The sequence below is a fragment of the Flavobacterium sp. ACAM 123 genome, from assembly GCF_000264055.1.
Taxonomy (GTDB): Bacteria; Bacteroidota; Bacteroidia; order Flavobacteriales; family Flavobacteriaceae; genus Flavobacterium.
Map to the genome: position 1 here is coordinate 19,873 of NZ_AJXL01000014.1, position 23,084 is coordinate 42,956.

Consider the following 23,084-nt stretch of genomic DNA (forward strand, 5'->3'; position numbering starts at 1 on the left):
AATTGAAATTAGGAAATCAGTAGTTTTGGTTTTTTTATTTGCTAATTATAATTTTTTTCACCTTACACTTTAAAAAGCAAGCCATTTTTGTAAAATAGACACAAAATGAAACTCCATATACACGAGTAAACTATAGCTCCGGCTAAGGATGCTGACATGGGGTTGTTGAAATAGGGAAGAATCCAAAAACTGTAGAAATATTGTTGGAGGTTAATTTGTTCGGATGTACTATTTGGATTTTGAAATTCAATCATTCTTAACCCCTGCGGTATTATCTGGGAAAATGAAAAAACGATCATAGGGTTTACACCCCAAATTAAGAATAATTTAAATCCTTTTCGAATGTCTAAAATGTCAATGATATAATAAAGCGCTGTAAAAATGAGTATGCCTATACCGGCCGTGAATAAAACATACGAACTTGTCCAAAGCGATTTATTTATGGGGAAAACGGTATGCCAGACTAATCCTATTATAACCAGTATGCTGCCTGCGATTATCATTTTTTTTATAATGCGAAGTTTACCAATACCGCTGTTTAGCAATTGTCCAATCAGTAGTCCTATTATTCCAGTGGTGATTGCGGGTAGGGTGCTTAGAATTCCCTCAGGATCCCACGTTTTTGAATATACCCACAGATGGCCTTTTAGCAAGGTATTATCGATCCAAGCAGCTAAATTAGTTCCTTTTTCAAGGTTTGCCCCGCCAATTCCCGGAACGGGTACTAATGTCATTAATGCCCAATAGCCTAACAATAAAGCTATCGCTGTAATGATTTGTGTTTTTTGATTTGTTTTCAGATACAGTAATGATATGAAAAAATAGACAATCCCAATACGTTGCAATACACCCGGAAGTCGTACTTCCTTATAGGCCTCCATACCACCGAAAGCTAAAAAGAGATACAATGCCAGAATGGTAAGGGCGAGGGATAATTTGATTTTCGAAGTGAAATTACCCAAAAGGGCGTAACCTACGCCAAAGGTTATGATCAGTCTTCCCATTAATAAAGAGATGCCCTCTAGACCAAATAGTTTGATTTTACCAAAGTAATTGAAAAAGATACCCAAACAAATGATCCGAAGCGCGCGTGCCAGTATTTTAGTTAAGGTGCTGTCGTCAAAAGTATTGGAATGCAGTGCAAATGGGATTGCTACTCCCATGATGAATATAAAAAAAGGAAAAACGAGATCAGTTGGCGTACAACCATTCCACTCCGCATGTTCTAACGGTGGATATATGCCGGACCAGTTGCCTGGATTATTGACTATGGTCATCATTAAAACAGTAAGCCCTCTAAATATATCCAATGAAATAAAGCATTCTTTTACCATTGCTTTTCGTTTGATTATAATTAAAAGTACGTACTATTTTTTTAATGCTTTTATTCTTTTATGAAAGTGTAATTATATTAAAATCTTGTTCTAAAGGTTGTAAAGTATCGATTATCGTAGGAATCAAATTGCTTCCATTTTCTAAATAAAACTCGGAAAAATTAGCTTGACGTTCTTGCAGGCTTTTATTAGGAAACAATTCGTTTTGTAAATCGGTGATGCGTTGTAGAATGGTACTCAACTTTCTTTTTTGAGCTTTTAACAAACGTTTTTCCAGATAGTCCAGTCCTTTAGTCTGTTTTACTTCCTGCGCTTTTACTGCGCCAACGAATGACTTGTCAGTTTGCTTGGTAATTTCGTATAATGTTTTGAATTGTTCTTGCAATTGATTTTTTAAAGTGGACATATCGAGTGGGAATTCCGATAATTGTATTGTTTTAGTATTCACTAAATCAGCTTGTTTTGAAAACAAATCGTTCCAGTTTAACTCTAACTTGTCTGCTTTTTTACCCTGCTTTTCAGTTGCCAATAGCACGGAGTTTCGAACTAAAAGTATTGGAAAAGTAATATTTACTGCAGCAAAGAAAGATTTTAATTCCAACCAATAGGCGATTTCCCCGCCTCCACCGATGTAAGAGAGATTAGGTAAAATCACTTCCTGATATAATGGACGCATAATCACATTAGGACTGAACATTTCGGGATTACTCTCCAATAATGCCAAGATTTCCTCCTCGGAAAATTCAATTTTAGTATTGTTTATTTTGTATTTCCCTTCTTCCAGAATGATGCGTTCTCGCATTTTATCTTCGATATAAAACAAATTAATTTCGCGCGGATTTACCTGTATGTTGTACTTTTTTAATTTTTCGGTTGTTTCAAGTACTGCTTTGTGGGAAGTTTGCTTTAGTAGTTCTTCTTTCGCAAAAGGAATAAAAGGGCGTTTTAGATCGACATTATCAGCATCAAGAATTACCAGACCGTATGTTCCAAAAAGAGAATTCGCTAAATGACGCGTGGCATCGGCAAGATTGTCGTGATTGAGGTAGGCATCCTTAAATAAATTTTTCAAGATTTCGGCATTGGTACTTGAACCCAGTTCTTGGGCATACAATTCAAAAACATCAGACAATCCTTCGGTAGACAATCTCCCGACAGGACCGGTACTTTCTTTGTTCCATCTGAATTTTCTCCCCTTGAAATTGAAATAATTAATTTCTTCAAAATCATGATCTTCTGTCGCCATCCAGTAAATAGGGACAAAGTTGTAGGCAGGATATTTTGCTTTTAACTCCTTGGTAAGATTAATAGTGGAGATGATTTTATATAAAAAATATAATGGGCCTGTAAATAAATTAAGTTGATGTCCCGTAGTCACAGTAAATGTATTAGTCACTTTTAGCGCTTCAATATTTTGTTGTGTCAAATGAGAAGTTTCAATAGCAGCATATTGCTTTTGCAGTACAGAAACTAATGCGACTCTGTTTGAGTCATCATAATTGGCTTGTTTTTCAAGGATTTGTCCTTCAAAATTTTCAATTGTGGGGAAGTTGTTATATAAGGAGTGTAAATCGTTTTTTTGATCTAAATAATCATTCATCAATAAGGTGAAATACCCTGAATTTTGATAGCTGATACAGTCGGTAGGCATAATGTACTATTTTATGTAAATGTACTAAATTCAAATTTAATTTTGCCATTTGAAATAATATTTAGATATTTGTCTAAATATATAAATACAAGAAAAAATGAATGCTATTTTTAAGGCATTAAATGATATGACAAGGAGGGAGATACTAGAGCTTTTGAAAGATAAAGATTTATCGGCAGGTGAAATTGCAAACCATTTTAATATTTCAAAACCGAGTATTTCACATCATTTAGATATTCTGAAGCGTGCGGATTTGATCACTTTCGAAAAAAACGGTCAATTCATGATTTATTCCATTAACACAACAGTAATGGAGGATGTATTGCAATGGATATTAACTTTTAAAAAATAAAATCATGAAATTAACTTTGAAAAAAGAACTTCCTTTAATTGGAATTGTACTGGCTCCTTTCGTCTATTTGGCTATTATTTGGAATACGTTACCCGAGAAAGTACCGACACATTGGAATTATAAAGGAGAAGTTGATAAATGGGGAGATAAATACTCCTTGATAGCCCTATTGTTTTTATTGCCTGTTTTGACTTATGTATTAATGCTAGTGGTTCCTAAAATTGATCCGAAAAAGAAAATCGAACAGATGGGAGGGAAGTACTATCAATTGAAATTTATAATGCTTTTATTTATGTACATGTTCGCTTTTATTATTTTGCATTTAACCGAAAATCCATCTGTTTCAAGTCCGAATTTGATTGCCATTCCACTTGGAGTTCTGTTTATTGCATTAGGGAATTATTTTAAAGTAATCCAACCCAATTATTTTATTGGAATTAAAACACCGTGGACTTTAGAGAATAAAGAAGTTTGGAAATTAACGCATATACTGGCTGGTAAACTTTGGATTATTGGTGGGCTGTTAATTGTAGTGGGAAGTTTGACTGTAGCTAAAAGTGTTTTTATTTACATTCTTCTCTCCACTATTGCAGTCATTGCGATAGTGCCGGTGGTTTATTCGTATCTGAAATTTAAGGAATTGAAAATTAATAGTAATTAAATACTCTGGTGCATAAAACAGGTTCATTTTGCTTTGCCCCATGATATTGCTTTATCTTTTCAAACTAAAATGTCCTTTGTATTCTTTTCTATCGGCTCTAGTTACAATAAACCAATAATCGGTTGAGGGAAGTTCATGTCCGTTTAAAGTGCCGTCCCAAGTCTGATTTTGATTTAATACAGTAATTAATTTACCATAACGATCAAATAGTTGTACGGTTAATCCAATTTCAGTATCTGAGAAATGAATGCTCCAAGTATCATTGTATCCATCACCGTTTGGAGTAAAGAATTTAGGATACATCAGTAGATATACTATATCGGTTACGATTCCGCAGCCGTTTTTATCTCTGACATATACCGTATAAGAACCGCTGATTAGATTTTTAAATTCATTGCTGTCTTGATAGCGCGTTCCGTCAATAGAATATTCAAAATCACCAGCACCGCTTACATATACAGAAATCATATTGTTTTTATCTGTCCAGTCCATTGTTTCAATCGAAGTTATCGTTGCAATAGTGGATTTTTTTACCGTAAAACTTTTAGAACTGGAACAAGAAATTGCACCGTAGTTTTTGGTCACCGTTACTGCGTATTCTCCCGGATTTGCGATTGTGATTGAAGGTGTCGTTGCTCCTGTTGACCATGAAAAAGAATCTGTGGTTGCACCTGCGCTTATTGTAATGGTGTTGTTTTCGCAAATAGGGACAATATCTGCAATGGGAATAATTGGTTTTGCTACGACAGAGAGTTTTAAAACTGCAATTGCATAACAAGGCGTATTTGAATTGATGCGAACATAAATTATATTGACTCCTGAATTTATTTTAAGGCTAGAAGCATTTGTTATTTGATTTGTAGTCGATTCGTTTTCCGCTCCTGATAGTGTATTGTAGTAATCGAAAGAATAACCAGCGGTATTGGAAATTAAGTTGGAATTATATGCCGTTAAATCGACGGTTTCTTTGCCATCATTCAATTCATCACATAGCATTACTTCATAATTGCTCGCAGGTAGAGTATTGATCAGTTCTATTTTTACGGCTAAGCGAGTAGTGCTTTCACATCCATTTTCTGTTTGGGAAGCATAATAAGTAATTCCATTTTGTAGCGGAGTCGTGGTTGGTAAAAGTAATCCATTAGTTGCGTTATCGTACCACCATATAGCTGTTCCGGTAAGGATAATAGTAGCTAAGCTAGGGTTTTGACTGCTGCAAAATGTTTGCGGACTATCGCCAGTTGGTGCAGCGGTATTGACAATGTTAATTAAAATAGGAACCCTTTCGCTTTCACAACTGTTTATAGTTTGCGAAGCGTAATAGGTGGTGCTGTTTTGTAGAATTGTGGTATTTAATAAAAGAGTTCCGTTTGTTTGAGAATCATACCATTTTATGTTTTGTCCAGAAATAACAACAGCGGATAAAGTTGCATTTTGTTGGATACAGAAGATTTGTGTAGAAACGGCAGTAGGTAAGGGCTGAGTGTTTATTTTAACAGTTTGACTTTGTGTTGTAGTATTTCCGTTTCCATCATTATAGTTCCAAACAACAGTATACGTTCCAGGTAGGTTATATGAAAGGGGACTAGTCGTCGTTGCTGTAATTGCTCCTGCGCAGACATCAGTTGCTGTTGGGATTGTATTAACTGTAGTTGTACAATCTCCTGTAATATTAGGTAAGTTTGCTAGATTGGGAATTGGAGCGACAAGATCTCCGATGACCACATCAATTTTTTTGGTATCGTCACAGCCGCCAGTTCCGGTAATAGCGCAGCTGTATTCACCACTATTTAAAGCAGCTGCATTTAGAATTATTGGGTTTTGCTCGGTAGAAGTAAATCCGTTTGGACCAGTCCAGAAATAATTTGTTCCGCCGGAAGCAGTTAATTTTAATTCGTTGCCAATGCAGATTGGTGAGTTACTAGATGCTATAGGATTGGTAAGGCAATCTTGGAACTTGGCCAGATAGACGTTGTATAATCCGCCAAGCGAATTTAATGAATAGTTCTCCTGATGTGAACCAGGTGTTGAAATACCTGAGGTACTTTCTGTATTTCCTACCAAATAAATATTATCTAATTTATCGATTGAAATTTTATTGTTAACATCAGCGGCACCATTATAACCTTCACTAAGGTTTCCTCCGTAATAAGTCCCCCATTCTCGCTGTCCATTTTCATCAAGTTTGATCATATAGGCATCGCCATATTGACGGAATGTAGAGTAGGCGCCGGCAGTTGCAATTCCACTATCAAAATCAGTGCAACCTTCAATGATAATTTTATTTTTAGAATTTACGGCCAAATCTTGTATGATTTCTCCAAAATAAGTACCCCAAATTTGACTTTGAGTGTATAAATCAAATTTAACTATAAAATTGTTGAAGTTATTTCCTAAAGAAAAAGAGGAACTTTGAAAAGTTTCGTTAAAGGTACCAGAGCTGATCAAATTATTTTTAGAATCAGTTTTGCCTATTAAGTATAAAAAATTATTTTTTAATTCGGATTTGGTAATGGATGCAAATCTTTCTCCATTAAAATAACTACCCCAAATTCTTTCTCCATCTAACGTAAATTTAGCAATTAATCCAGCCCCGTACCCTATTAAACTGGGCTGATAAGAGTTTGGTGTGGCAATGTTATTAGTACTATTACTAGTTCCAGTTATATATAAAAAACCATCCTCTGAAATATTAGAAGAAGTAATTTGATCTCCCTCTGATCCGCCATAATAAGTCCCCCAAATTCTAGTTCCTTGAGGATTAAATTTTGCGATAAAACCGTCATTATCAAGATAGCCTGGGCCATGTGTAGGTTGAAATGCAGTAGCGGTTGCAATGTTTTCTAAACTTTGTGCAGAGCCAACTAAGTAAATATTGTTGAGATTGTCAAAACTAATGTCTCTCCCTTGATCAGACCTTGTTCCTCCGTAATAAGTACCCCACTCTCGAACTCCAGAGGAATTTAATTTTACCAAATAGGCATTATCATAATAACCACTACGCAACGGTTGATGAGATGCTGGAGTTGAAACATTAGTTTCACCAGATGCGGCTCCAGTAAAGTACACGTTTTGGTTAGTGTCTACTTTGATAGTGGAAGGTTTTGTGGAGTAATAAATTCCCCAAAGTCTAACTCCATTCGAATCGAACTTTGCAATATATCCATTTGTATAGTAATATGGAGTTGGAAAAGTACCCGTAGTAGCAATGTTTGTAGTACTTGATGTATAACCAGAAAAATAAACATTATTATTACTGTCATTGCATAAATCTAATGAGTAATCTCCATTGTTTCCGCCATAATATGTCCCCCATAACCTTACTGGAATAGGATCAATAATCAACGTTTTATTTAAAAACTGTATATCTGCGTCAAAACCATAAACATTGTTTTTTATTTTTTTGTAACCAATGGCAATGTCTTTTTTACCAGTTTTATCTTCTGTCCAGCTCGCTGGTAAGGTTTCATCCATCTCGCCAAAACGAACATGCATTCGGATTTTATTATCAATTAATTCTGTTTTGGCACCATTAAATAGGAGTTGGATGTCCGATATTTTTCCTTTTGGATGTACTATAAAATTGTATTCGACAGTTTTTGCAGCGTCAGCTGGAATAGTGAAAACTACGTCAATATTCGGGTAGATGTTTTTGTATGTGACTTGTTTGAAACTATGGACTCCAAGGACTCCTTCGGGTTTGTTTGGAATGTTATAATAATTATCAAAATCTTTTGATTCTTGTTCTTTAATGAATTCAACATTTGAATTTGAATTCAAAAAATCGATGTCAACGCGATGAAATACATACTCAAAATTATATTCGGGTTCTATTATTTCTTTTTGAGGACTCTGATTTGTTGTTTTTTTTGATGTTTGTAAAGGTAGTGCAGTCGTTTTTTTTATTTCATAAATATCATAAGAGAAGCCATTTTTTCTTAATTGTACATTTAATCCATTCGAATTCAACAAGAACTTTACTGCTGGGTTTGCCTTTCCCTTTTGGTCAATAATCTGCCCTTTGTTTTCCGTAAAACCAACTGATTTATTTTTGTATTGCGCAAATGAAGGAGCAATAATTAATAAAAAAAGGAAGAGTAATGTATGTTTCATTCGATTAATTTGACAATCGTAAATGTAATTAAATTTTCTATGCTATCGCTTTAACGTAAAATGCCCTTTGTATTCTTTTCCATCTGCTCTGGTTACGATAAACCAATAATCTGTTGATGGAAGTTCAAGACCGTTAAAAGTGCCATCCCAAGTCTGATTTTGATTCAATACGGTAATTAATTTACCATAACGATCAAATAGTTGAACGGTTAATCCAATTTCAGTATCCGAAAAATGAATGCTCCAAGTATCATTGTATCCATCACCGTTTGGTGTAAAGAATTTAGGATACATCAGTAGATATACTTTATCGGTTACGATTCCGCAGCCGTTTTTGTCTCTTACATACACCGTGTAAGCGCCGCTGATTAGATTTTGAAATTCATTACTGTCTTGATAGCGCGTTCCGTCAATAGAATATTCAAAATCACCAGCACCGCTTACATATACAGAAATCATATTGTTTTTATCTGTCCAGTCCATTGTTTCAATCGAAGTTATCGTTGCAATAGTGGATTTTTTTACCGTAAAACTTTTAGAACTGGAACAAGAAATTGCACTATAGTTTTTGGTCACCGTTACGGCATATTCTCCAGGGTTTGTGATTGTGATTGAAGGTGTCGTTGCTCCTGTTGACCATGAAAAAGAATCTGTGGTTGCACCTGCGCTTATTGTAATGGTGTTGTTTTCGCAAATAGGGACAATATCTGCAATGGGAATAATTGGTTTTGCTACGACAGAGAGTTTTAAAACTGCAATTGCATAACAAGGCGTATTTGAATTGATGCGAACATAAATTATATTGACTCCTGAATTTATTTTAAGGCTAGAAGCATTTGTTATTTGATTTGTAGTCGATTCGTTTTCCGCTCCTGATAGTGAGTTGTAGTAATCGAATGAATAACCAGCGGTACTAGAAATTAAGTTAGAATTATATGACGTTAAATCGACGGTTTCTTTGCCATCATTCAATTCATCACATAGCATTACTGCATAATTGCTCGAAGGTAAAGTATTTATCAGTTCAATTTTTAGAGCTAAACGATTGGGGCTTTCACAACTGTTTTCTGTTTGTGATGCATAATAAGTAACTCCATTTTGAAGCGGAGTTGTACTTGGTAAAAGATTTCCATTTATGGTGTTGTCATACCATCTTATAGCTGTTCCAGAAGCAATAATAGAGGCCACAGTTGGATTTTGGCTGCTGCAAAATGTTTGTGGACTATTACCTGTTGGTGCAGCGGTGTTTACAATATTAATTAAAACAGGAATCCTTTCGCTTTCGCATCCATTGATTGTTTGCGAAGCGTAATATGTTGTTCCGTTTTGAAGTGCTGTTGTATTTGGTAAAACATTCCCGTTTGTTAAAGCATCATACCATATTATGTTTTGGCCTGAGATGAGGATATCGTTTATAGTGGCGTTTTGTTGTATGCAGAAGGTTTGGGGGGAAGTAGCTGTAGGTTTTGAAGAATTCCGAATAATAATTACTACTGGAGTTTTAGAGCTTTCACATCCATTTTTAGTTTGTGAAGCGTAATAAGGTGTTTCACTAACCATTGGGGTCGTATTTGGAATAGAATTGACATCACTCATGTTTTGATACCATTTTATATTATCACCTATAACATTTAAGTTGTCTAAAGTTGGATTTTGAATGTTACATAAGGTTTGAGGAGTTGCAGCAATAGGAGCGGCTAGAATTTTTAAAGTTATTTTAACGGAAGATCTTGGGCCTTCGCAGGTACCGGCGGTATTCATTGCATAATAAGTTGCGCCCTCGACCAGAAGGGTAGAAATAGGAAGTTCGTTTCCATTAATTTGAGCATCGAACCATTTAATATTATAGCCATCTATAACAATATCAATTATTGTTGGATTTACTTTAGAACAAATGGTTTGAATTGATGATTCAAATTTTGCGGCTGTACCATCAAAATAGAAGGCAGTATCGTCTTTTCTATTTGAAAAATAGATGTTAAAAAATGAAGCCCTTGGAACATTTATACACTTTAAATCTGGATTATTTAACCAGCTATTATAATCATCCCACCAAGTCCAACTAGTTGAATTTCCGAGATCTAACAAAGTTAGTTGGTTGTTGTTGCATCTAAGCATGCCAAGGTTATTATTTCGGGAAACATCTAAACTTGTTATTTTATTAAAATGACAAGTTAAATAATTTAATTTTAAATTATTTAAAACATCTAAATTGGTTAATTGATTGTATTCACATCTTAGAAAATTTAAAACTGGATTTTTAGAAACATTTATATCTGCTAATTGATTATTATGACAATCAACAGTATATAATTTAGAACAATTTGAAAAATCAAGAGTTTGTAATTTGTTATTACTGCAGTATAGCGTTGTTAGTTCAGTATTATATGTGAAGTCAATTTCTGTTAAAAAATTTACCAGTACATGAAAGATTCTCAAGACCCATATTTTTTGTTAGATCAAGGTTAGAGATTTGATTGTTGTTACAAAATAAAAATATTAGTTTGCTGTTTTTTGTAAACATCCAAGTTTGTTAATTGATTCATTGAGCAGCCTATTTCTGTTAAGGCTAAATTGCTAGATGTGTCCAAGGTAGTTAATTTATTGTCAGAGCAGTTTAAAATATTAAGGTCAATGTTTTTTGAAATATTTAAGGATAGTAGTTTATTACTAGAGCAATTTAGTAGAGTTAAGTTAATATTTTTAGAAACGTCCAGTTCTGATATAGAATTACTATGGCATTGTAATTCTCTTAAATTTATATTTTTAGAAACATCTAAAGTTGTTAAATTATTAGATGTACAAATTAATTTAGTTAAAGCTAGATTTTTTGAAATATCTAAACTAGATAGTAAACTGCCATTATTAAAATTAAGCTCAGATAAGGCAACGAAATCTTCAATTCCCTTTAAGCTTGCAATGAGATTTTGAGTACCATCATAAAAATCTAGTTTGGTAATTGTATTTATATTAGCAGTTAACACTTTTCCATCCATATTACCACTATCATAACCATTTCTAATTAAAAACGATTCAAAAACTGGATCTGGAATTAAAGTATATTGTGAGTACGTCACAATAGAAGTTATAAAAAATAAAAAAAGAAATCTATATTTCATTCGAATCAATTAACAATCGTAAATGTAATTCATTTTGTACAAATTACACAACAGCAAAAAAGCATTATGGTTGGTATTTAAAACAGGATACGAATTAAAAATCTAGCCCGTGATTTATGTGTAAACTATATAAATATCCCTTATTTTTGCACAAAACAATTTCCTTTTGAAAACAAAAATATTTATTGTTACGCCTCCTTTTACCCAACTGAATACGCCGTATCCGGCAAGTGCTTATATTAAGGGTTTCTTAAACACTTTAAATATCGAGTCAGTCCAAGCGGATCTGGGGATAGAAGTAATTTTGAAATTATTTTCTAAAGTGGGATTGTCGGAATTATTTGAAATTGCAACTATAGACGATGCAGTTTCTGATAATTCTAAACGAATTTTTGCATTGCAGGAGGAATATATAAAAACAATCGATGCGGTAATTCGTTTTTTGCAAGGGAAAAATCCAACCTTGGCACTCCAAATCTGTCAGGAAGATTATTTGCCCGAAGCTTCTCGTTTTGCGCAACTGGAGGAACTCGATTGGGCTTTCGGTACGATGGGAACGCAGGATAAGGGCAAGCATTTGGCGACCTTGTATCTCGAAGACATCTCTGATTTTATTGTGGAATGTGTGGATGCGAATTTTGGCTTCAGCCGTTATGCAGAGCGTTTAGGGCGAAGTGCTAATTCTTTTGACGAATTGTACGAAGCTTTACAACAAGAACCAACATATATCGACCAACTTTTATTATCCATTTTAAAAGAGAGAATTGAAGCGATTCAGCCTACTTTATTCTTGATTTCTGTTCCCTTTCCGGGGAATTTATACAGTGCTTTTAGATCAGCGCAATGGATCAAAAACCATCATCCTGAAATTAAAGTTACGATGGGAGGCGGTTTTCCTAATACCGAATTGCGTTCCCTTTCTGACGAGCGCGTTTTTGAGTTTTTCGATTATATCACTTTGGACGATGGCGAAGTACCTGTTGAAGAGTTAATCGCCAATGTCGAAAACTCAGCTCACAACTCTTTCAAAAGAACTTTTCTTCTGGAAGAAGGAAAAGTAGTTTACAAAAATAATTCCCTAAAACCAGATTACAAGCAAGCACAAGTAGGTACACCAGATTATTCCGATTTAATGTTGGATAAATACATTTCGGTTATCGAAATCGTAAATCCAATGCACCGCATGTGGAGCGACGGCCGCTGGAATAAGCTGACTATGGCGCATGGATGCTATTGGGGGAAATGTACTTTTTGTGATATTTCGTTAGATTATATCAAAATTTACGAACCAGTTGCAGCCAGTTTACTTTGTGATCGCATGGAGCAAATGATGGAGCAAACCGGTGAAAATGGGTTTCATTATGTCGATGAAGCGGCACCTCCGGCACTGATGCGGGCATTAGCACTCGAAATACTTCGAAGAAAATTATCAGTGACTTGGTGGACTAACATTCGATTCGAAAAAAGTTTTTCTAGAGATTTGTGTTTATTATTAAAAGCTTCAGGCTGTATTGCGGTATCTGGTGGTCTCGAAGTAGCCTCAGATCGCTTGTTGAAATTGATAGATAAGGGAGTGACGGTAGAGCAGGTAGCCAGAGTGACCCGCAACTTTACAGAAGCAGGGATTATGGTGCATTGCTACTTGATGTATGGGTATCCAACGCAGACGGTTCAAGAAACAGTAGACAGTCTGGAGATGGTGCGTCAATTATTTGAGGCAGGAGTACTGCAGTCTGGTTTTTGGCATCAATTTGCCATGACAGCACATAGTCCTGTTGGAATACATCCGGAGAAATTTGGCGTGAAGAAAAAAACCGAAGCTATCGGTACCTTCGCTAATAATGATATTGATTATATTGATTCCACAGGGATTGAGCATGAGAAGTTTAGTTTTGGCCTTAAGAAGTCTTTATTCAATTTCATGCACGGCATCTGTTTCGATTATGATTTGCAGGAGTGGTTTGAATTCAAAATCCCAAAGACTAAAATTTCCGGCGACTATATTTTTAATGCGCTAGAAGTAGCGGATGATTTTAATATCAAACCGGCGGCTAAAATTGTTTGGTTAGGTGGAAAGCCTTCGGTGGACTATGTTACCAAATCTAAAAAAGGAAATTCCTGGGATATGATGAGCTTGACTTTCCATGATAAAAAAGAAAGTTTTACCATTCAAACAAATAAGATAGAAGGAGAATGGTTAGTAGCAATACTTGCAAAAATTGCAGTTGTGAATACTAAAGTCCTAACGTTTCAGGAAATTAAGGCCGATTTTGAGAGTAATTTAGAAGACTTTGAATTGTTTTGGCACTCAAAGCCAATTAACACGTTAAGGGAATTTGGTGTGTTAGTACTTTAAGCAACCTACTTACTTCATATCCAAAAGAGAAGTTGACACAGGCAAAATTTGAAAGCGCTGAATTAAATTCATACTCTTAGATATTGCTGTGCCAGAGGTAGAGCTATAGCTTTTTAGCATAAATCTCTCTTTTTATTTTACGAAAACGTTTTCTTTTACTTATTTTTACGATCATAAAAATTGCATTAATGAGTGATAGCTATAAAGTAAAAGTAAATGATTCTTTTCAATTTGATTTTGATAAGGAACAAGTTTCGCGTCTCGACGCTGTAAATATGGATAAAAACACATTCCATGTATTACACGAAAGCAAACCCTACAAAGCGGAGATTCTCTCGGCTGATTTCAATCATAAGACTTACACGGTCAAAGTGAATAATAACAGTTATACTGTTGCTATTTCTAATAATTTAGACCAACTTATCCATGAATTAGGATTTGAGGTAGGATTGACTAAACAAATCAATGCGATTAAAGCACCAATGCCGGGGTTGATCTTGGAAATTAGCGTGATAGTAGGACAAGCAGTAAAAGAAAACGATAGCTTATTAATTTTAGAAGCCATGAAAATGGAAAATAGTTTTCTTTCTCCACGTGATGGAATTATCAAATCGATATCAGTTGTTTTGGGAGATGCTGTGGACAAAGGGCAGCTTTTAATTGAATTTGAGTAAAAAGAAGAACTAAGAATATAGAGAAAAGACTTCTTGTCTATGTGCAATCTTATCTACATAAATAATGAAAAAAATATTAGTTGCCAATAGAGGCGAAATCGCCATAAGAGTGATGAAGACTGCCCAAAAAATGGGAATTAAAACGGTCGCTGTTTATTCAACAGTTGATAGAAACGCACCTCATGTTAAATTTGCTGATGAAGCCGTTTGGATTGGAGAATCACCTTCAAACCAGTCTTATTTATTAGGCGATAAAATCATTGAAGTAGCCAAATCCTTGGGCGTGGATGCTATTCATCCTGGGTATGGGTTTTTGAGCGAAAACGCTGATTTTGCCGAAAAAGTAGAACAGAATAACATTATTTTTATTGGACCTAAATCAAAGGCAATACATATAATGGGAAGTAAACTAGCTGCAAAAGAAGCGGTTAAGGCTTATAATATTCCAATGGTTCCTGGTTTAGACGAAGCCATTACTGATATTGAAAAAGCAAAAGTAGTTGCCAGAGAAATAGGTTTTCCTATTTTAATCAAAGCCTCTGCAGGTGGTGGTGGAAAAGGAATGCGCGTAGTCGAAAATGAAGAGGAGTTTGAATCCCAAATGAAAAGAGCGATTAGCGAGGCTATAAATGCTTTTGGTGATGGAGCTGTTTTTATTGAGAAATACGTTGCCTCTCCTCGTCATATTGAAATTCAAATCATGGCGGACAGTCATGGAAATATCTTGTATTTATTCGAAAGGGAATGTAGCATACAACGCCGCCATCAAAAAGTGGTAGAGGAAGCTCCTTCCTCTGTTTTAACACCGGAATTGCGCAAAGAAATGGGTGAAGCAGCCGTTATGGTTGCTAAATCCTGCGATTATTTGGGAGCAGGAACAGTGGAGTTCTTATTAGACGAAAAGAATAATTTCTTTTTCCTTGAAATGAACACTCGTTTGCAAGTAGAACATCCGGTGACGGAATGGATTACCGGACTGGATTTAGTAGAATTACAAATCAAGGTAGCCAGGGGAGAAGCATTAGAAATCAAACAAGAAGATCTTAAAATAAAAGGGCACGCATTAGAATTGCGTGTATATGCCGAAGATTCTAAGAATGACTTTTTACCAAGCGTAGGACATTTAGAGGTTTATCAGTTGCCTGTTGGCGAAGGAATTCGCGTTGATAATGGTTTTGAGCAAGGAATGGATATTCCAATCTATTATGACCCGATGCTTGCTAAGCTGATCACATATGGTGAAACCCGTGAAGAAGCCATCCAGATTATGCTCAAAGCAATTGATGGTTATCTTGTAGAAGGGGTAGAAACCACTTTGCCTTTCGGTAAGTTTGTGTTTGAACACGAAGCGTTCCGTTCTGGGAATTTTGACACACATTTCGTGAAAAAATACTACAGTGCTGATCTACTGAAAAACCAATTGGCACAAGAAGCAGAGATTGCCGCTATGATTGCTTTAAAACAATATTTTGAAGATCAAAAAATAGTACGGTTACCTAATTAATAATTTACTAAATAAATTTTTACCACTCAGAAACATAGAAAAATAGTTCTTGAAGTGTTTGTATATAGGAGCTAGTTAGAATATTACTTTTGCACATAGACTATTAAATCTATGAAAAGTAAAATGACTTACTTATAAAAGTATACGATCTATGTCCTTTGTGGTTCCTTTTTTTAAATTACGATACTTAATCTAGAAAATAATAAACGACCAACAGATGAAGTCTAAAATAGAAGAATTAAACGATAAAATTGCTCAAGCTCATTTGGGTGGAGGTAAAGATAGAATCACAAAACAACACCAAAAAAAGAAATTAACAGCTAGAGAGCGTGTTGAATATTTGATGGATGAAGGTTCTTTTGAAGAAATTGGGATATTGGTAACACACCGTACAACTGATTTTGGAATGGCAAAAGAGTTGTATTATGGAGATGGTGTTATTACCGGATACGGAACCATTAATGGTAGATTAGTCTATGTTTTTGCTCAGGATTTCACCGTTTTTGGCGGGGCACTTTCTGAAACGCATGCAGAGAAAATCTGTAAAGTGATGGATATGGCAGTCAAAATGGGAGCACCCATGATCGGACTAAACGATTCAGGTGGTGCCCGTATTCAAGAAGGGGTACGCTCTCTTGGCGGGTATGCTGATATTTTCTATAGAAACGTGCAAGCAAGTGGCGTGATTCCGCAACTATCGGCTATTATGGGCCCCTGCGCCGGCGGAGCGGTGTATTCTCCCGCCATGACTGATTTTACCATGATGGTGGAAGATACAAGTTACATGTTTGTGACGGGACCTAGTGTGGTAAAAACGGTTACTAATGAAACCGTAACAGCTGAGGAACTGGGTGGTGCTAGCACACATTCCACTAAATCTGGCGTGGCACATCTTACTTCTGCAAATGATGTGGAATGTCTGGAAGATATAAAGAAATTATTGAGTTATCTACCACAAAGTAATAAAGAGACGACTGCAAAGTTGCCTTATGAATTAAACGATGAGGTACGCGAACAACTTGCAACGATTATTCCTGATAATCCAAACAAGCCGTATGACATGCATAACGTTATTGCTGGGATTATCGATGAAGATTCTTTCTTTGAAGTTCATAAAAATTATGCCGAAAATATCATCGTGGGCTTTGCCAGATTAGGCGGAAGAAGCATTGGTATTGTGGCAAATCAGCCTATGTACTTAGCTGGTGTTTTGGATGTAAACAGTTCGAAAAAAGCAGCACGATTTACCCGTTTTTGTGATTGCTTCAATATCCCTTTGTTGGTATTAGTAGATGTACCGGGGTTCTTACCAGGGACAGACCAAGAGTGGCATGGGATTATCGTGCATGGTGCTAAACTGTTGTATGCTTTAAGTGAAGCTACCGTTCCTAGAATTACCGTTATCACACGAAAAGCATATGGTGGTGCTTATGATGTGATGAACTCAAAACACATTGGTGCCGACATGAATTATGCATGGCCAACTGCCGAAATTGCCGTGATGGGAGCTAAAGGGGCTTCGGAAATTATCTTTAAAAACGAAATTAACAAAGCGGAAGATCCCGCAGCCAAACTTTTAGAAAAAGAAGCAGAATATGCAAGGTTGTTTGCTAATCCTTATACTGCAGCGCAAAGAGGTTTTGTAGATGAGGTGATCTTGCCGGAAGACACACGTAGAAAATTGATTAAAGCGTACAGTATGCTTGAAAATAAGGTAAGTACTACTCCTGACAGAAAACACGGGAATATTCCGTTGTAGCTTTTTTACAGATGTAGCAGAGAAGCGATTGTTGAATAGAGGGAATTCTATACAACAATCGCTTCTTGACTTATAAGCTGAGTTAGATTTGTTAATTTCATAAAATATCATTTAAGCTTAGAAATTCTTGTGAAATTATCCATACCCTAAATCTAAAATTTAGTTTGTGGTTATACATTATTTTAGTATCATCAAAAGTAATAAAGTCTCACGTCGAAATAATAATCCTACTTAGGTTAATATTACTATGATACAAGAGCAGTGGTAAACACGAAAAAAAATTAATATAATTAGTCTTTTTTGACTATATCACGTCTTTTATAAACTCATCGTATGCTGAATAGAAAAGTTCTAAAGCATTCATTTTTTCATTGTAAAACATAAAGATTTCGTCCCAATATTGTCGATTACTGACACTCACTCCCAGTTTTTCAACCCAAATGCGACTGATTGTTTTTCCGTTTTCAAGAACGTAGTCTCTTTCAAATACTAAATTGGCAACGAATTCTTCTTCTAGTATGTTTTTTAAGGCCTGCAGTTTATCAAAGTAAGCATTTCGGGTATCCTTGTTTCGGGGCTCAATATCAATTAAAACTTGGGCTTTCTTATTATCCACATAAAATTTAAAAGAGAAGTCTTTAATTTTCGTGTCATACAACAACCATTTTCTGGGGAATTTTTCTGCGAACGTGACCCAGAACTCTCTCTTTAATTTTTGAGTTTCTTCTTTGCTATACATTTTGATGGTTTGATTATTAGAAAATTTGCGCACTATAATTTTCTACAGTATATTTACTTTAATATGCAAAAATAGACTTTGATTATGGATTTTCAACATTTTTTAGAATATGTTCCTTATTTGGCGGAGGCAAAACTTCCAGCGATGGCGGCTCATTTAAAGATGGTTCCGTTTGAAAGAACAGAAAGCTTGAAGAACACATTCGAAGAATATAAAAATCCAAGAATGGCGGCTGTTATGATGTTGTTTTACCCAAAGAACGGGATGACGCATTTGGTATTAATTGTTCGGAATTCCTATGAAGGAGTTCATTCTGGACAAATAGCATTCCCAGGTGGAAAATGGGAAACAGAAGATGAAAATTTTTCTATAACCGCTTTGCGTGAAACACATGAGGAGGTAGGAATCCATCCTGATAAGATGGAAATCATTAAATTTTTTACGCCTACCTATATCCCTCCAAGTAACTTTATGGTTCATCCTTTTTTTGGAATCTGTAAAGAGGAAGTTTGCTTTGTACTTGATCCAACGGAAGTTTCTAGCATCATTGAATTGCCATTATCTGTTTTCCTAAGCGACAAAATAATAATTGATGCAACATTATCTACTTCTTATGCTAAAAACGTCAATGTTCCTGCCTTTGATATTGAAGGTCACGTGGTATGGGGTGCTACGGCAATGATGCTAAGTGAGTTAAAAGATGTTTTGAAGTCAGTTTTAGATTTAGAAAAATGATCAAAGAAGTATCGATTAAGAGGAGAACATACAAAGTGGTTGTTCCACTTTGTATGTAGCCATTACGATATAACACAAAAAAAATATCGTAAGTTTGTCTAACAAATTTAGAAAGTAAACACATCATCTTATGGGGTTATTGAAGAGAAATCCTTTTGGACACGTACTTTTCGTAAAGAGATGGTTAATCCGACTTTTCGGAGCAGTTACCCACAGAAGGTATAGAGGTTTCAATGAATTAAATATTGAAGGCTCTGATATTATTAGAAATTTACCGCATACCAATGTATTATTTATATCGAATCATCAGACCTACTTTGCTGATGTCGTAGCAATGTTTCATGTATTTAATGCCAGCTTGAAGGGAAGAGAAGATAATATTAAAAACGTTTTGTATTTATGGAATCCCAAGTTGAATATTTATTACGTGGCTGCTAAGGAAACAATGCAAGCTGGTTTATTGACCAGAATAATGGCTTATGGCGGTGCAATTACAGTGGAACGAACTTGGCGTTCAAAAGGAAAGGATGTTATTGATAAAAAAGACGTAAACCCGAATGATACAGAAAACATTAAAATAGCACTCAAAGATGGTTGGGTAATTACGTTTCCACAAGGAACTACAACATCTTTTAAGCCCGTTCGTAAAGGAACGGCACATATAATTAAAGAGCATCGCCCAATAGTGGTTCCCATAGTTATCGATGGTTTCCGTCGCTCTTTTGACAAGAAGGGGTTGCGCATGAAAAAGAAAGGAATTCTACAATCGTTTATTATCAAAGAGCCTCTTGAAATTGATTATGATAATGATTCTATTGATGAAATCGTAGAAAAAGTTGAATATGCAATTGAACAACATTGTTCTTTTCTAAAGGTAATTCCAGCCGAGGAAAAAGAAGAAGAAGAAAAATTAAATAAATTCCGTAAGTGGGAATATTAATAGGATACTAGTTTTTATTTATTACAAAAATACAAACCCAGCAATTATTTAAAATTGCTGGGTTTTTTATGTGAAAAAAATAAATACCACTACTACAAGTCTATTTTCTTCAGTTCTTTATAATTATCGTATAGCCTTCGCAGTAAAACACCGTATAGCAGTCTATAGAACAACCAAAACAATCCAAAAAGCACGATACTAACTAATGCTAAGATACCAACGGTCACTGCCATTATTATCGGGTCACTTTCAATTTTCTCTCTCAAAAGAACAGTTTCGGGATTGTAAAACAAAGCAATTACAAATCCAATAATTAGAAGAATCCCAATCATAGCCAAATTATACCAAACATAGTATTGCACCGTTTTACGGGTTTTCAAAATATCTTTCATCAGTTGTTTTGTGGAAGCTATTGTTGAAATTCTTATATAGTTTTTATAAAACAAATAAATAAAAATTACGATTACTGCGTAACTTAAATAGTTAAATATCTTTAAATAGGAAACGAATCCATTGTTATTGATATTTTCAAGATAATCATCAGCGTTAAAAATTAAGCTTAAAGAGGTCCATAACAAAACCTCCAAAATACTGATAATTAAAATCCACTTCACAATAGATGACGATTTCTTATGGATCATCTTGTAAATTTCTATTTCTGATACTTGCTCAAAAGAATCTTTGTTCTTTTGCCAATCTTTTTTTAATAAATCCAGCTCTTTCATATTCCTTAAGGATTTAATATTTTTTTTAGTTTTCCTTTTATCCTGTTCATTTTCACCCTAGCATTCACTTCGCTAATCCCTAATGTTTCTGCTATTTCGCGGTAATCCTTATCCTCGAGATACATAAAAACTAATGCTTTTTCTATGTCGTTTAATTGGTAAACGGCTTTATACATAAGTTTAATTTGCTCCTCCTCTTCATAATTGTAATCGATGTCTTTAATGAAGTGTTGCCGTCCTTCATATTCAACAGTAGCTATAGAGCGTTTGTTTTTTCTATAAAGTGTGATTGCGGTATTTAGTGCTACACGATAGGCCCAAGTGGAAAATTTGCTATCGCCTCTAAACTTCGGAAACGCCTTCCACAATTGTATAGTAACCTCTTGAAACAAGTCTTTGTGTGAATCTTCGCAATTAGTATATAACCGACAAATTTTGTGGATTATATTCTGATTTTCCTTCAATTGCGCGACAAAAGAATGTTCTAGATTTTCACTCATAATTCATTAGTATTGTTCAAGTCAAATTTGTTACAAAGTAATACATTTTTTAGGAGCACAAAGAGTTAGTTTAATAGTTACGCCTCGTCCCGCTGTACATTGCAATCTCCCGTAAAAACGCGAGGATTTTCATTTCCATCAGGGCTATTTTAGCGCTATTTTTTTCCAGAACAGCATTTTTTTTAAATGCGTTATTGGACTATGAAGGAAGGATCAAGCCTGCAATACAACTTTTTTTACTGATTTAAAGTTGCTATAACGGGTGTTGTAAGAGGCCTTAAAAAAAGTAATATCCCTTTTAGTTTATGAAAAAAACATTTTACTTTATATAGAATTAATACCGATTATATATTCGATAGACACTAAGTTCGTGGTACTATTTTTATAATAAATTGGCATTATACCAGAACGTTTTAGACTAAACCATAAATTCGATTGGTATAATAATAAGGTATTTTGTCGATCTTCAGTAACTTCGTGAAACATATTAGGATGTAAAACAGGAATATTCCAAAATCTAAGAATCCCAGAGTCGTTATCATTGGTGTTGGTTTTGCAGGAATTGCACTAGCTAAAGAACTGAAGAATCAAAAAGTACAAGTAGTTCTTTTGGACAAGCACAATTATCATACTTTACTGCCGCTACTTCATCAGGTGGCGACGGAAAGTCTTGAGGCAGGTTCTATTGCTTATCCAATTCGTAAGGTGATTCAGGAATATAATGATTTTTATTTTCGACTCACCTCTGTTCAGGAAATAGATACCAAAAACAAAAAAGTATTAACTGAAATAGGAGATTTAAGCTATGATTATCAGGTCATCGCGACCGGTTCTAAAACTAATTATTTTGGGAATAGAGAAATTAAGCGCAACAGTATGGCCATGAAAACTATTCCGCAATCGCTTAACATACGAGGTCTTATTCTGGTGAACTTTGAGCAAGCAGTCTTGACTACTGATACTGCTGACAAGGATAGTTTAATCAATTTTGTAATCGTAGGTGGCGGACCAACAGGAGTAGAGCTTACCGGAGCGTTAGCCGAGATGAAAAAAGCAATCCTTCAAAAGGATTATCCGGATTTAGATATCGCAAAAATGGAGATTAACCTCATTCAAAGCGGTGACAGGATTCTAAACACCATGAGTGAAAAATCATCCAAAGCCGCCAAAAATTTCTTAGTGGAGCTGGGGGTGATAATTTGGAAAAATGTACGAGTGACTAATTATGACGGTCGTACTATAACAACAAACTCCGAGTTGGTTTTTGAAACGGCAACCCTTATTGGACCGCTGGTGTTCAAGGAGCTATGGTAGCTGGTTTAGATGCAAATTCTTTAGTGGAGAGAGTAGAACGTATTCGTGTCAATCAATACAATCAGGTAAAGGGCTATGATAATATCTTTGCAATAGGAGATATCACTTCTATGGAAACGGAAGAGTACCCGCAAGGACATCCGATTATGGCACAACCTGCTTTACAAAAAGGAAAATGGCTAGGGGAAAATATTGTAAAATTAATTCAAAATAAAACCATGGTACCATTCGATTATAATGACAAAGGATCGATGGTAACTATTGGACGCAATAAAGCGGTAGTGGATTTACCTAATTACCATTTCAGTGGCGTTTTTGCTTGGTTTGTGTGGATGTTTGTGCATTTATTCTCACTGATTGGATTCAAAAATAAAGCCGTAGTGTTCCTTAGCTGGGTTTATAATTACATTCGTTTTGACCGTGAGGGACGGTTGATTATCAGACCCTATAAAAAGAAAAGTTTTACTGCTTTTATAAGTGATGAGGTTTAATTGATTTAAAATATAATAGAATTATTTAGCAGAGAAAGACTGTAGTATGCTCTTTAAAAAACGCCAATACTACCTTTGAAGTGGAACGGGTTTATACAATAAAACGTGGTCATCGTG

16 protein-coding genes and 1 pseudogene are annotated in these 23,084 nt (G+C 35.1%); 9 read left to right on the forward strand and 8 right to left on the reverse strand.

Features of this window, described 5'->3' with window-relative positions; translation table 11 throughout:
- Positions 1-62 precede the first annotated feature (62 nt).
- Complete coding sequence (locus tag A3SG_RS0103990; RefSeq protein ID WP_029596597.1) at positions 63-1,334, reverse strand: acyltransferase family protein; 1,272 nt, start codon at positions 1,332-1,334, stop codon at positions 63-65.
- A gap of 58 nt (positions 1,335-1,392) precedes the next feature.
- Positions 1,393-2,985 carry a bacillithiol biosynthesis cysteine-adding enzyme BshC gene (gene bshC / locus A3SG_RS0103995; protein WP_016988723.1) on the reverse strand — a complete coding sequence of 531 codons (1,593 nt, stop codon included), beginning with the start codon at positions 2,983-2,985 and terminating at the stop codon, positions 1,393-1,395.
- Positions 2,986-3,082: 97 nt separating this feature from the next.
- Between bshC and A3SG_RS0104000 the strand changes: the two genes are divergently transcribed.
- Positions 3,083-3,337 carry an autorepressor SdpR family transcription factor gene (locus A3SG_RS0104000; RefSeq protein WP_016988724.1) on the forward strand — a complete coding sequence of 85 codons (255 nt, stop codon included), beginning with the start codon at positions 3,083-3,085 and terminating at the stop codon, positions 3,335-3,337.
- Positions 3,338-3,341: 4 nt separating this feature from the next.
- Positions 3,342-3,998, forward strand: coding sequence for an SdpI family protein (locus A3SG_RS0104005; RefSeq protein WP_016988725.1), 657 nt, complete (start codon positions 3,342-3,344; stop codon positions 3,996-3,998).
- A 51-nt stretch (positions 3,999-4,049) separates the two neighbouring features.
- On the opposite strand, the gene A3SG_RS20685 is transcribed toward A3SG_RS0104005, so the two are convergent.
- The 3 genes from A3SG_RS20685 to A3SG_RS20695 are packed head-to-tail and all read right to left on the reverse strand — an operon-like array spanning position 4,050 to position 11,230.
- Positions 4,050-8,111 (reverse strand): T9SS type B sorting domain-containing protein, encoded by a 4,062-nt coding sequence (locus A3SG_RS20685; RefSeq protein WP_016988726.1) that lies wholly within the window; start codon positions 8,109-8,111, stop codon positions 4,050-4,052.
- Positions 8,112-8,153: 42 nt separating this feature from the next.
- Positions 8,154-10,550: a T9SS type B sorting domain-containing protein gene (locus tag A3SG_RS20690; RefSeq protein WP_016988727.1), complete on the reverse strand. Its 2,397-nt coding sequence runs from the start codon at positions 10,548-10,550 to the stop codon at positions 8,154-8,156.
- 44 nt (positions 10,551-10,594) lie between these two features.
- Positions 10,595-11,230, reverse strand: coding sequence for a hypothetical protein (locus tag A3SG_RS20695; protein ID WP_016988728.1), 636 nt, complete (start codon positions 11,228-11,230; stop codon positions 10,595-10,597).
- A 166-nt stretch (positions 11,231-11,396) separates the two neighbouring features.
- Between A3SG_RS20695 and A3SG_RS0104025 the strand changes: the two genes are divergently transcribed.
- From A3SG_RS0104025 to A3SG_RS0104040, 4 genes are all read left to right on the forward strand, one after another.
- Positions 11,397-13,586: a B12-binding domain-containing radical SAM protein gene (locus A3SG_RS0104025; RefSeq protein ID WP_016988729.1), complete on the forward strand. Its 2,190-nt coding sequence runs from the start codon at positions 11,397-11,399 to the stop codon at positions 13,584-13,586.
- Positions 13,587-13,774: 188 nt separating this feature from the next.
- Complete coding sequence (locus tag A3SG_RS0104030) at positions 13,775-14,260, forward strand: acetyl-CoA carboxylase biotin carboxyl carrier protein subunit (RefSeq protein WP_016988730.1); 486 nt, start codon at positions 13,775-13,777, stop codon at positions 14,258-14,260.
- 64 nt (positions 14,261-14,324) lie between these two features.
- The gene (accC, locus tag A3SG_RS0104035) at positions 14,325-15,764 is read left to right on the forward strand and encodes an acetyl-CoA carboxylase biotin carboxylase subunit (RefSeq protein ID WP_016988731.1); all 1,440 of its coding nucleotides are present in this window, start codon (positions 14,325-14,327) and stop codon (positions 15,762-15,764) included.
- A 217-nt stretch (positions 15,765-15,981) separates the two neighbouring features.
- Positions 15,982-17,523 carry an acyl-CoA carboxylase subunit beta gene (locus A3SG_RS0104040; protein ID WP_016988732.1) on the forward strand — a complete coding sequence of 514 codons (1,542 nt, stop codon included), beginning with the start codon at positions 15,982-15,984 and terminating at the stop codon, positions 17,521-17,523.
- A gap of 304 nt (positions 17,524-17,827) precedes the next feature.
- On the opposite strand, the gene A3SG_RS0104045 is transcribed toward A3SG_RS0104040, so the two are convergent.
- Positions 17,828-18,262: a DUF4268 domain-containing protein gene (locus A3SG_RS0104045; protein ID WP_029596598.1), complete on the reverse strand. Its 435-nt coding sequence runs from the start codon at positions 18,260-18,262 to the stop codon at positions 17,828-17,830.
- A gap of 84 nt (positions 18,263-18,346) precedes the next feature.
- Between A3SG_RS0104045 and A3SG_RS0104050 the strand changes: the two genes are divergently transcribed.
- Both A3SG_RS0104050 and A3SG_RS0104055 read left to right on the forward strand, forming a co-directional pair.
- Positions 18,347-18,997 (forward strand): NUDIX hydrolase, encoded by a 651-nt coding sequence (locus A3SG_RS0104050; RefSeq protein ID WP_016988734.1) that lies wholly within the window; start codon positions 18,347-18,349, stop codon positions 18,995-18,997.
- Between the two features lie 130 nt (positions 18,998-19,127).
- On the forward strand, positions 19,128-19,937 hold the full coding sequence (locus A3SG_RS0104055; protein WP_016988735.1) for a lysophospholipid acyltransferase family protein: 810 nt from the start codon (positions 19,128-19,130) through the stop codon (positions 19,935-19,937).
- Between the two features lie 92 nt (positions 19,938-20,029).
- On the opposite strand, the gene A3SG_RS0104060 is transcribed toward A3SG_RS0104055, so the two are convergent.
- Positions 20,030-20,662, reverse strand: a complete 633-nt coding sequence (locus tag A3SG_RS0104060) for a hypothetical protein (protein WP_016988736.1) — start codon at positions 20,660-20,662, stop codon at positions 20,030-20,032.
- Positions 20,663-20,667: 5 nt separating this feature from the next.
- Positions 20,668-21,162: an RNA polymerase sigma factor gene (locus tag A3SG_RS0104065; protein WP_016988737.1), complete on the reverse strand. Its 495-nt coding sequence runs from the start codon at positions 21,160-21,162 to the stop codon at positions 20,668-20,670.
- Between the two features lie 507 nt (positions 21,163-21,669).
- Here A3SG_RS0104065 and A3SG_RS19070 point away from each other — a divergent pair.
- A pseudogene (locus tag A3SG_RS19070) lies at positions 21,670-22,967 on the forward strand (NAD(P)/FAD-dependent oxidoreductase).
- The last annotated feature ends 117 nt before the right edge of the window (positions 22,968-23,084 follow it).

Excerpts from the sequence above, each read along its gene's own strand:
- A3SG_RS0104030 (WP_016988730.1), top strand. The coding sequence starts at position 13,775 with ATGAGTGATAGCTATAAAGTAAAAGTAAATGATTCTTTTCAATTTGAT.
- A3SG_RS0104005 (WP_016988725.1), top strand. The coding sequence starts at position 3,342 with ATGAAATTAACTTTGAAAAAAGAACTTCCTTTAATTGGAATTGTACTG.
- A3SG_RS0103990 (WP_029596597.1), bottom strand. The coding sequence starts at position 1,334 with ATGGTAAAAGAATGCTTTATTTCATTGGATATATTTAGAGGGCTTACT.
- accC (WP_016988731.1), top strand. The coding sequence starts at position 14,325 with ATGAAAAAAATATTAGTTGCCAATAGAGGCGAAATCGCCATAAGAGTG.
- A3SG_RS0104040 (WP_016988732.1), top strand. The coding sequence starts at position 15,982 with ATGAAGTCTAAAATAGAAGAATTAAACGATAAAATTGCTCAAGCTCAT.
- A3SG_RS20685 (WP_016988726.1), bottom strand. The coding sequence starts at position 8,111 with ATGAAACATACATTACTCTTCCTTTTTTTATTAATTATTGCTCCTTCA.
- A3SG_RS20695 (WP_016988728.1), bottom strand. The coding sequence starts at position 11,230 with ATGAAATATAGATTTCTTTTTTTATTTTTTATAACTTCTATTGTGACG.
- bshC (WP_016988723.1), bottom strand. The coding sequence starts at position 2,985 with ATGCCTACCGACTGTATCAGCTATCAAAATTCAGGGTATTTCACCTTA.
- A3SG_RS0104045 (WP_029596598.1), bottom strand. The coding sequence starts at position 18,262 with ATGTATAGCAAAGAAGAAACTCAAAAATTAAAGAGAGAGTTCTGGGTC.
- A3SG_RS0104065 (WP_016988737.1), bottom strand. The coding sequence starts at position 21,162 with ATGAGTGAAAATCTAGAACATTCTTTTGTCGCGCAATTGAAGGAAAAT.
- A3SG_RS0104050 (WP_016988734.1), top strand. The coding sequence starts at position 18,347 with ATGGATTTTCAACATTTTTTAGAATATGTTCCTTATTTGGCGGAGGCA.
- A3SG_RS0104055 (WP_016988735.1), top strand. The coding sequence starts at position 19,128 with ATGGGGTTATTGAAGAGAAATCCTTTTGGACACGTACTTTTCGTAAAG.
- A3SG_RS0104000 (WP_016988724.1), top strand. The coding sequence starts at position 3,083 with ATGAATGCTATTTTTAAGGCATTAAATGATATGACAAGGAGGGAGATA.
- A3SG_RS0104060 (WP_016988736.1), bottom strand. The coding sequence starts at position 20,662 with ATGAAAGAGCTGGATTTATTAAAAAAAGATTGGCAAAAGAACAAAGAT.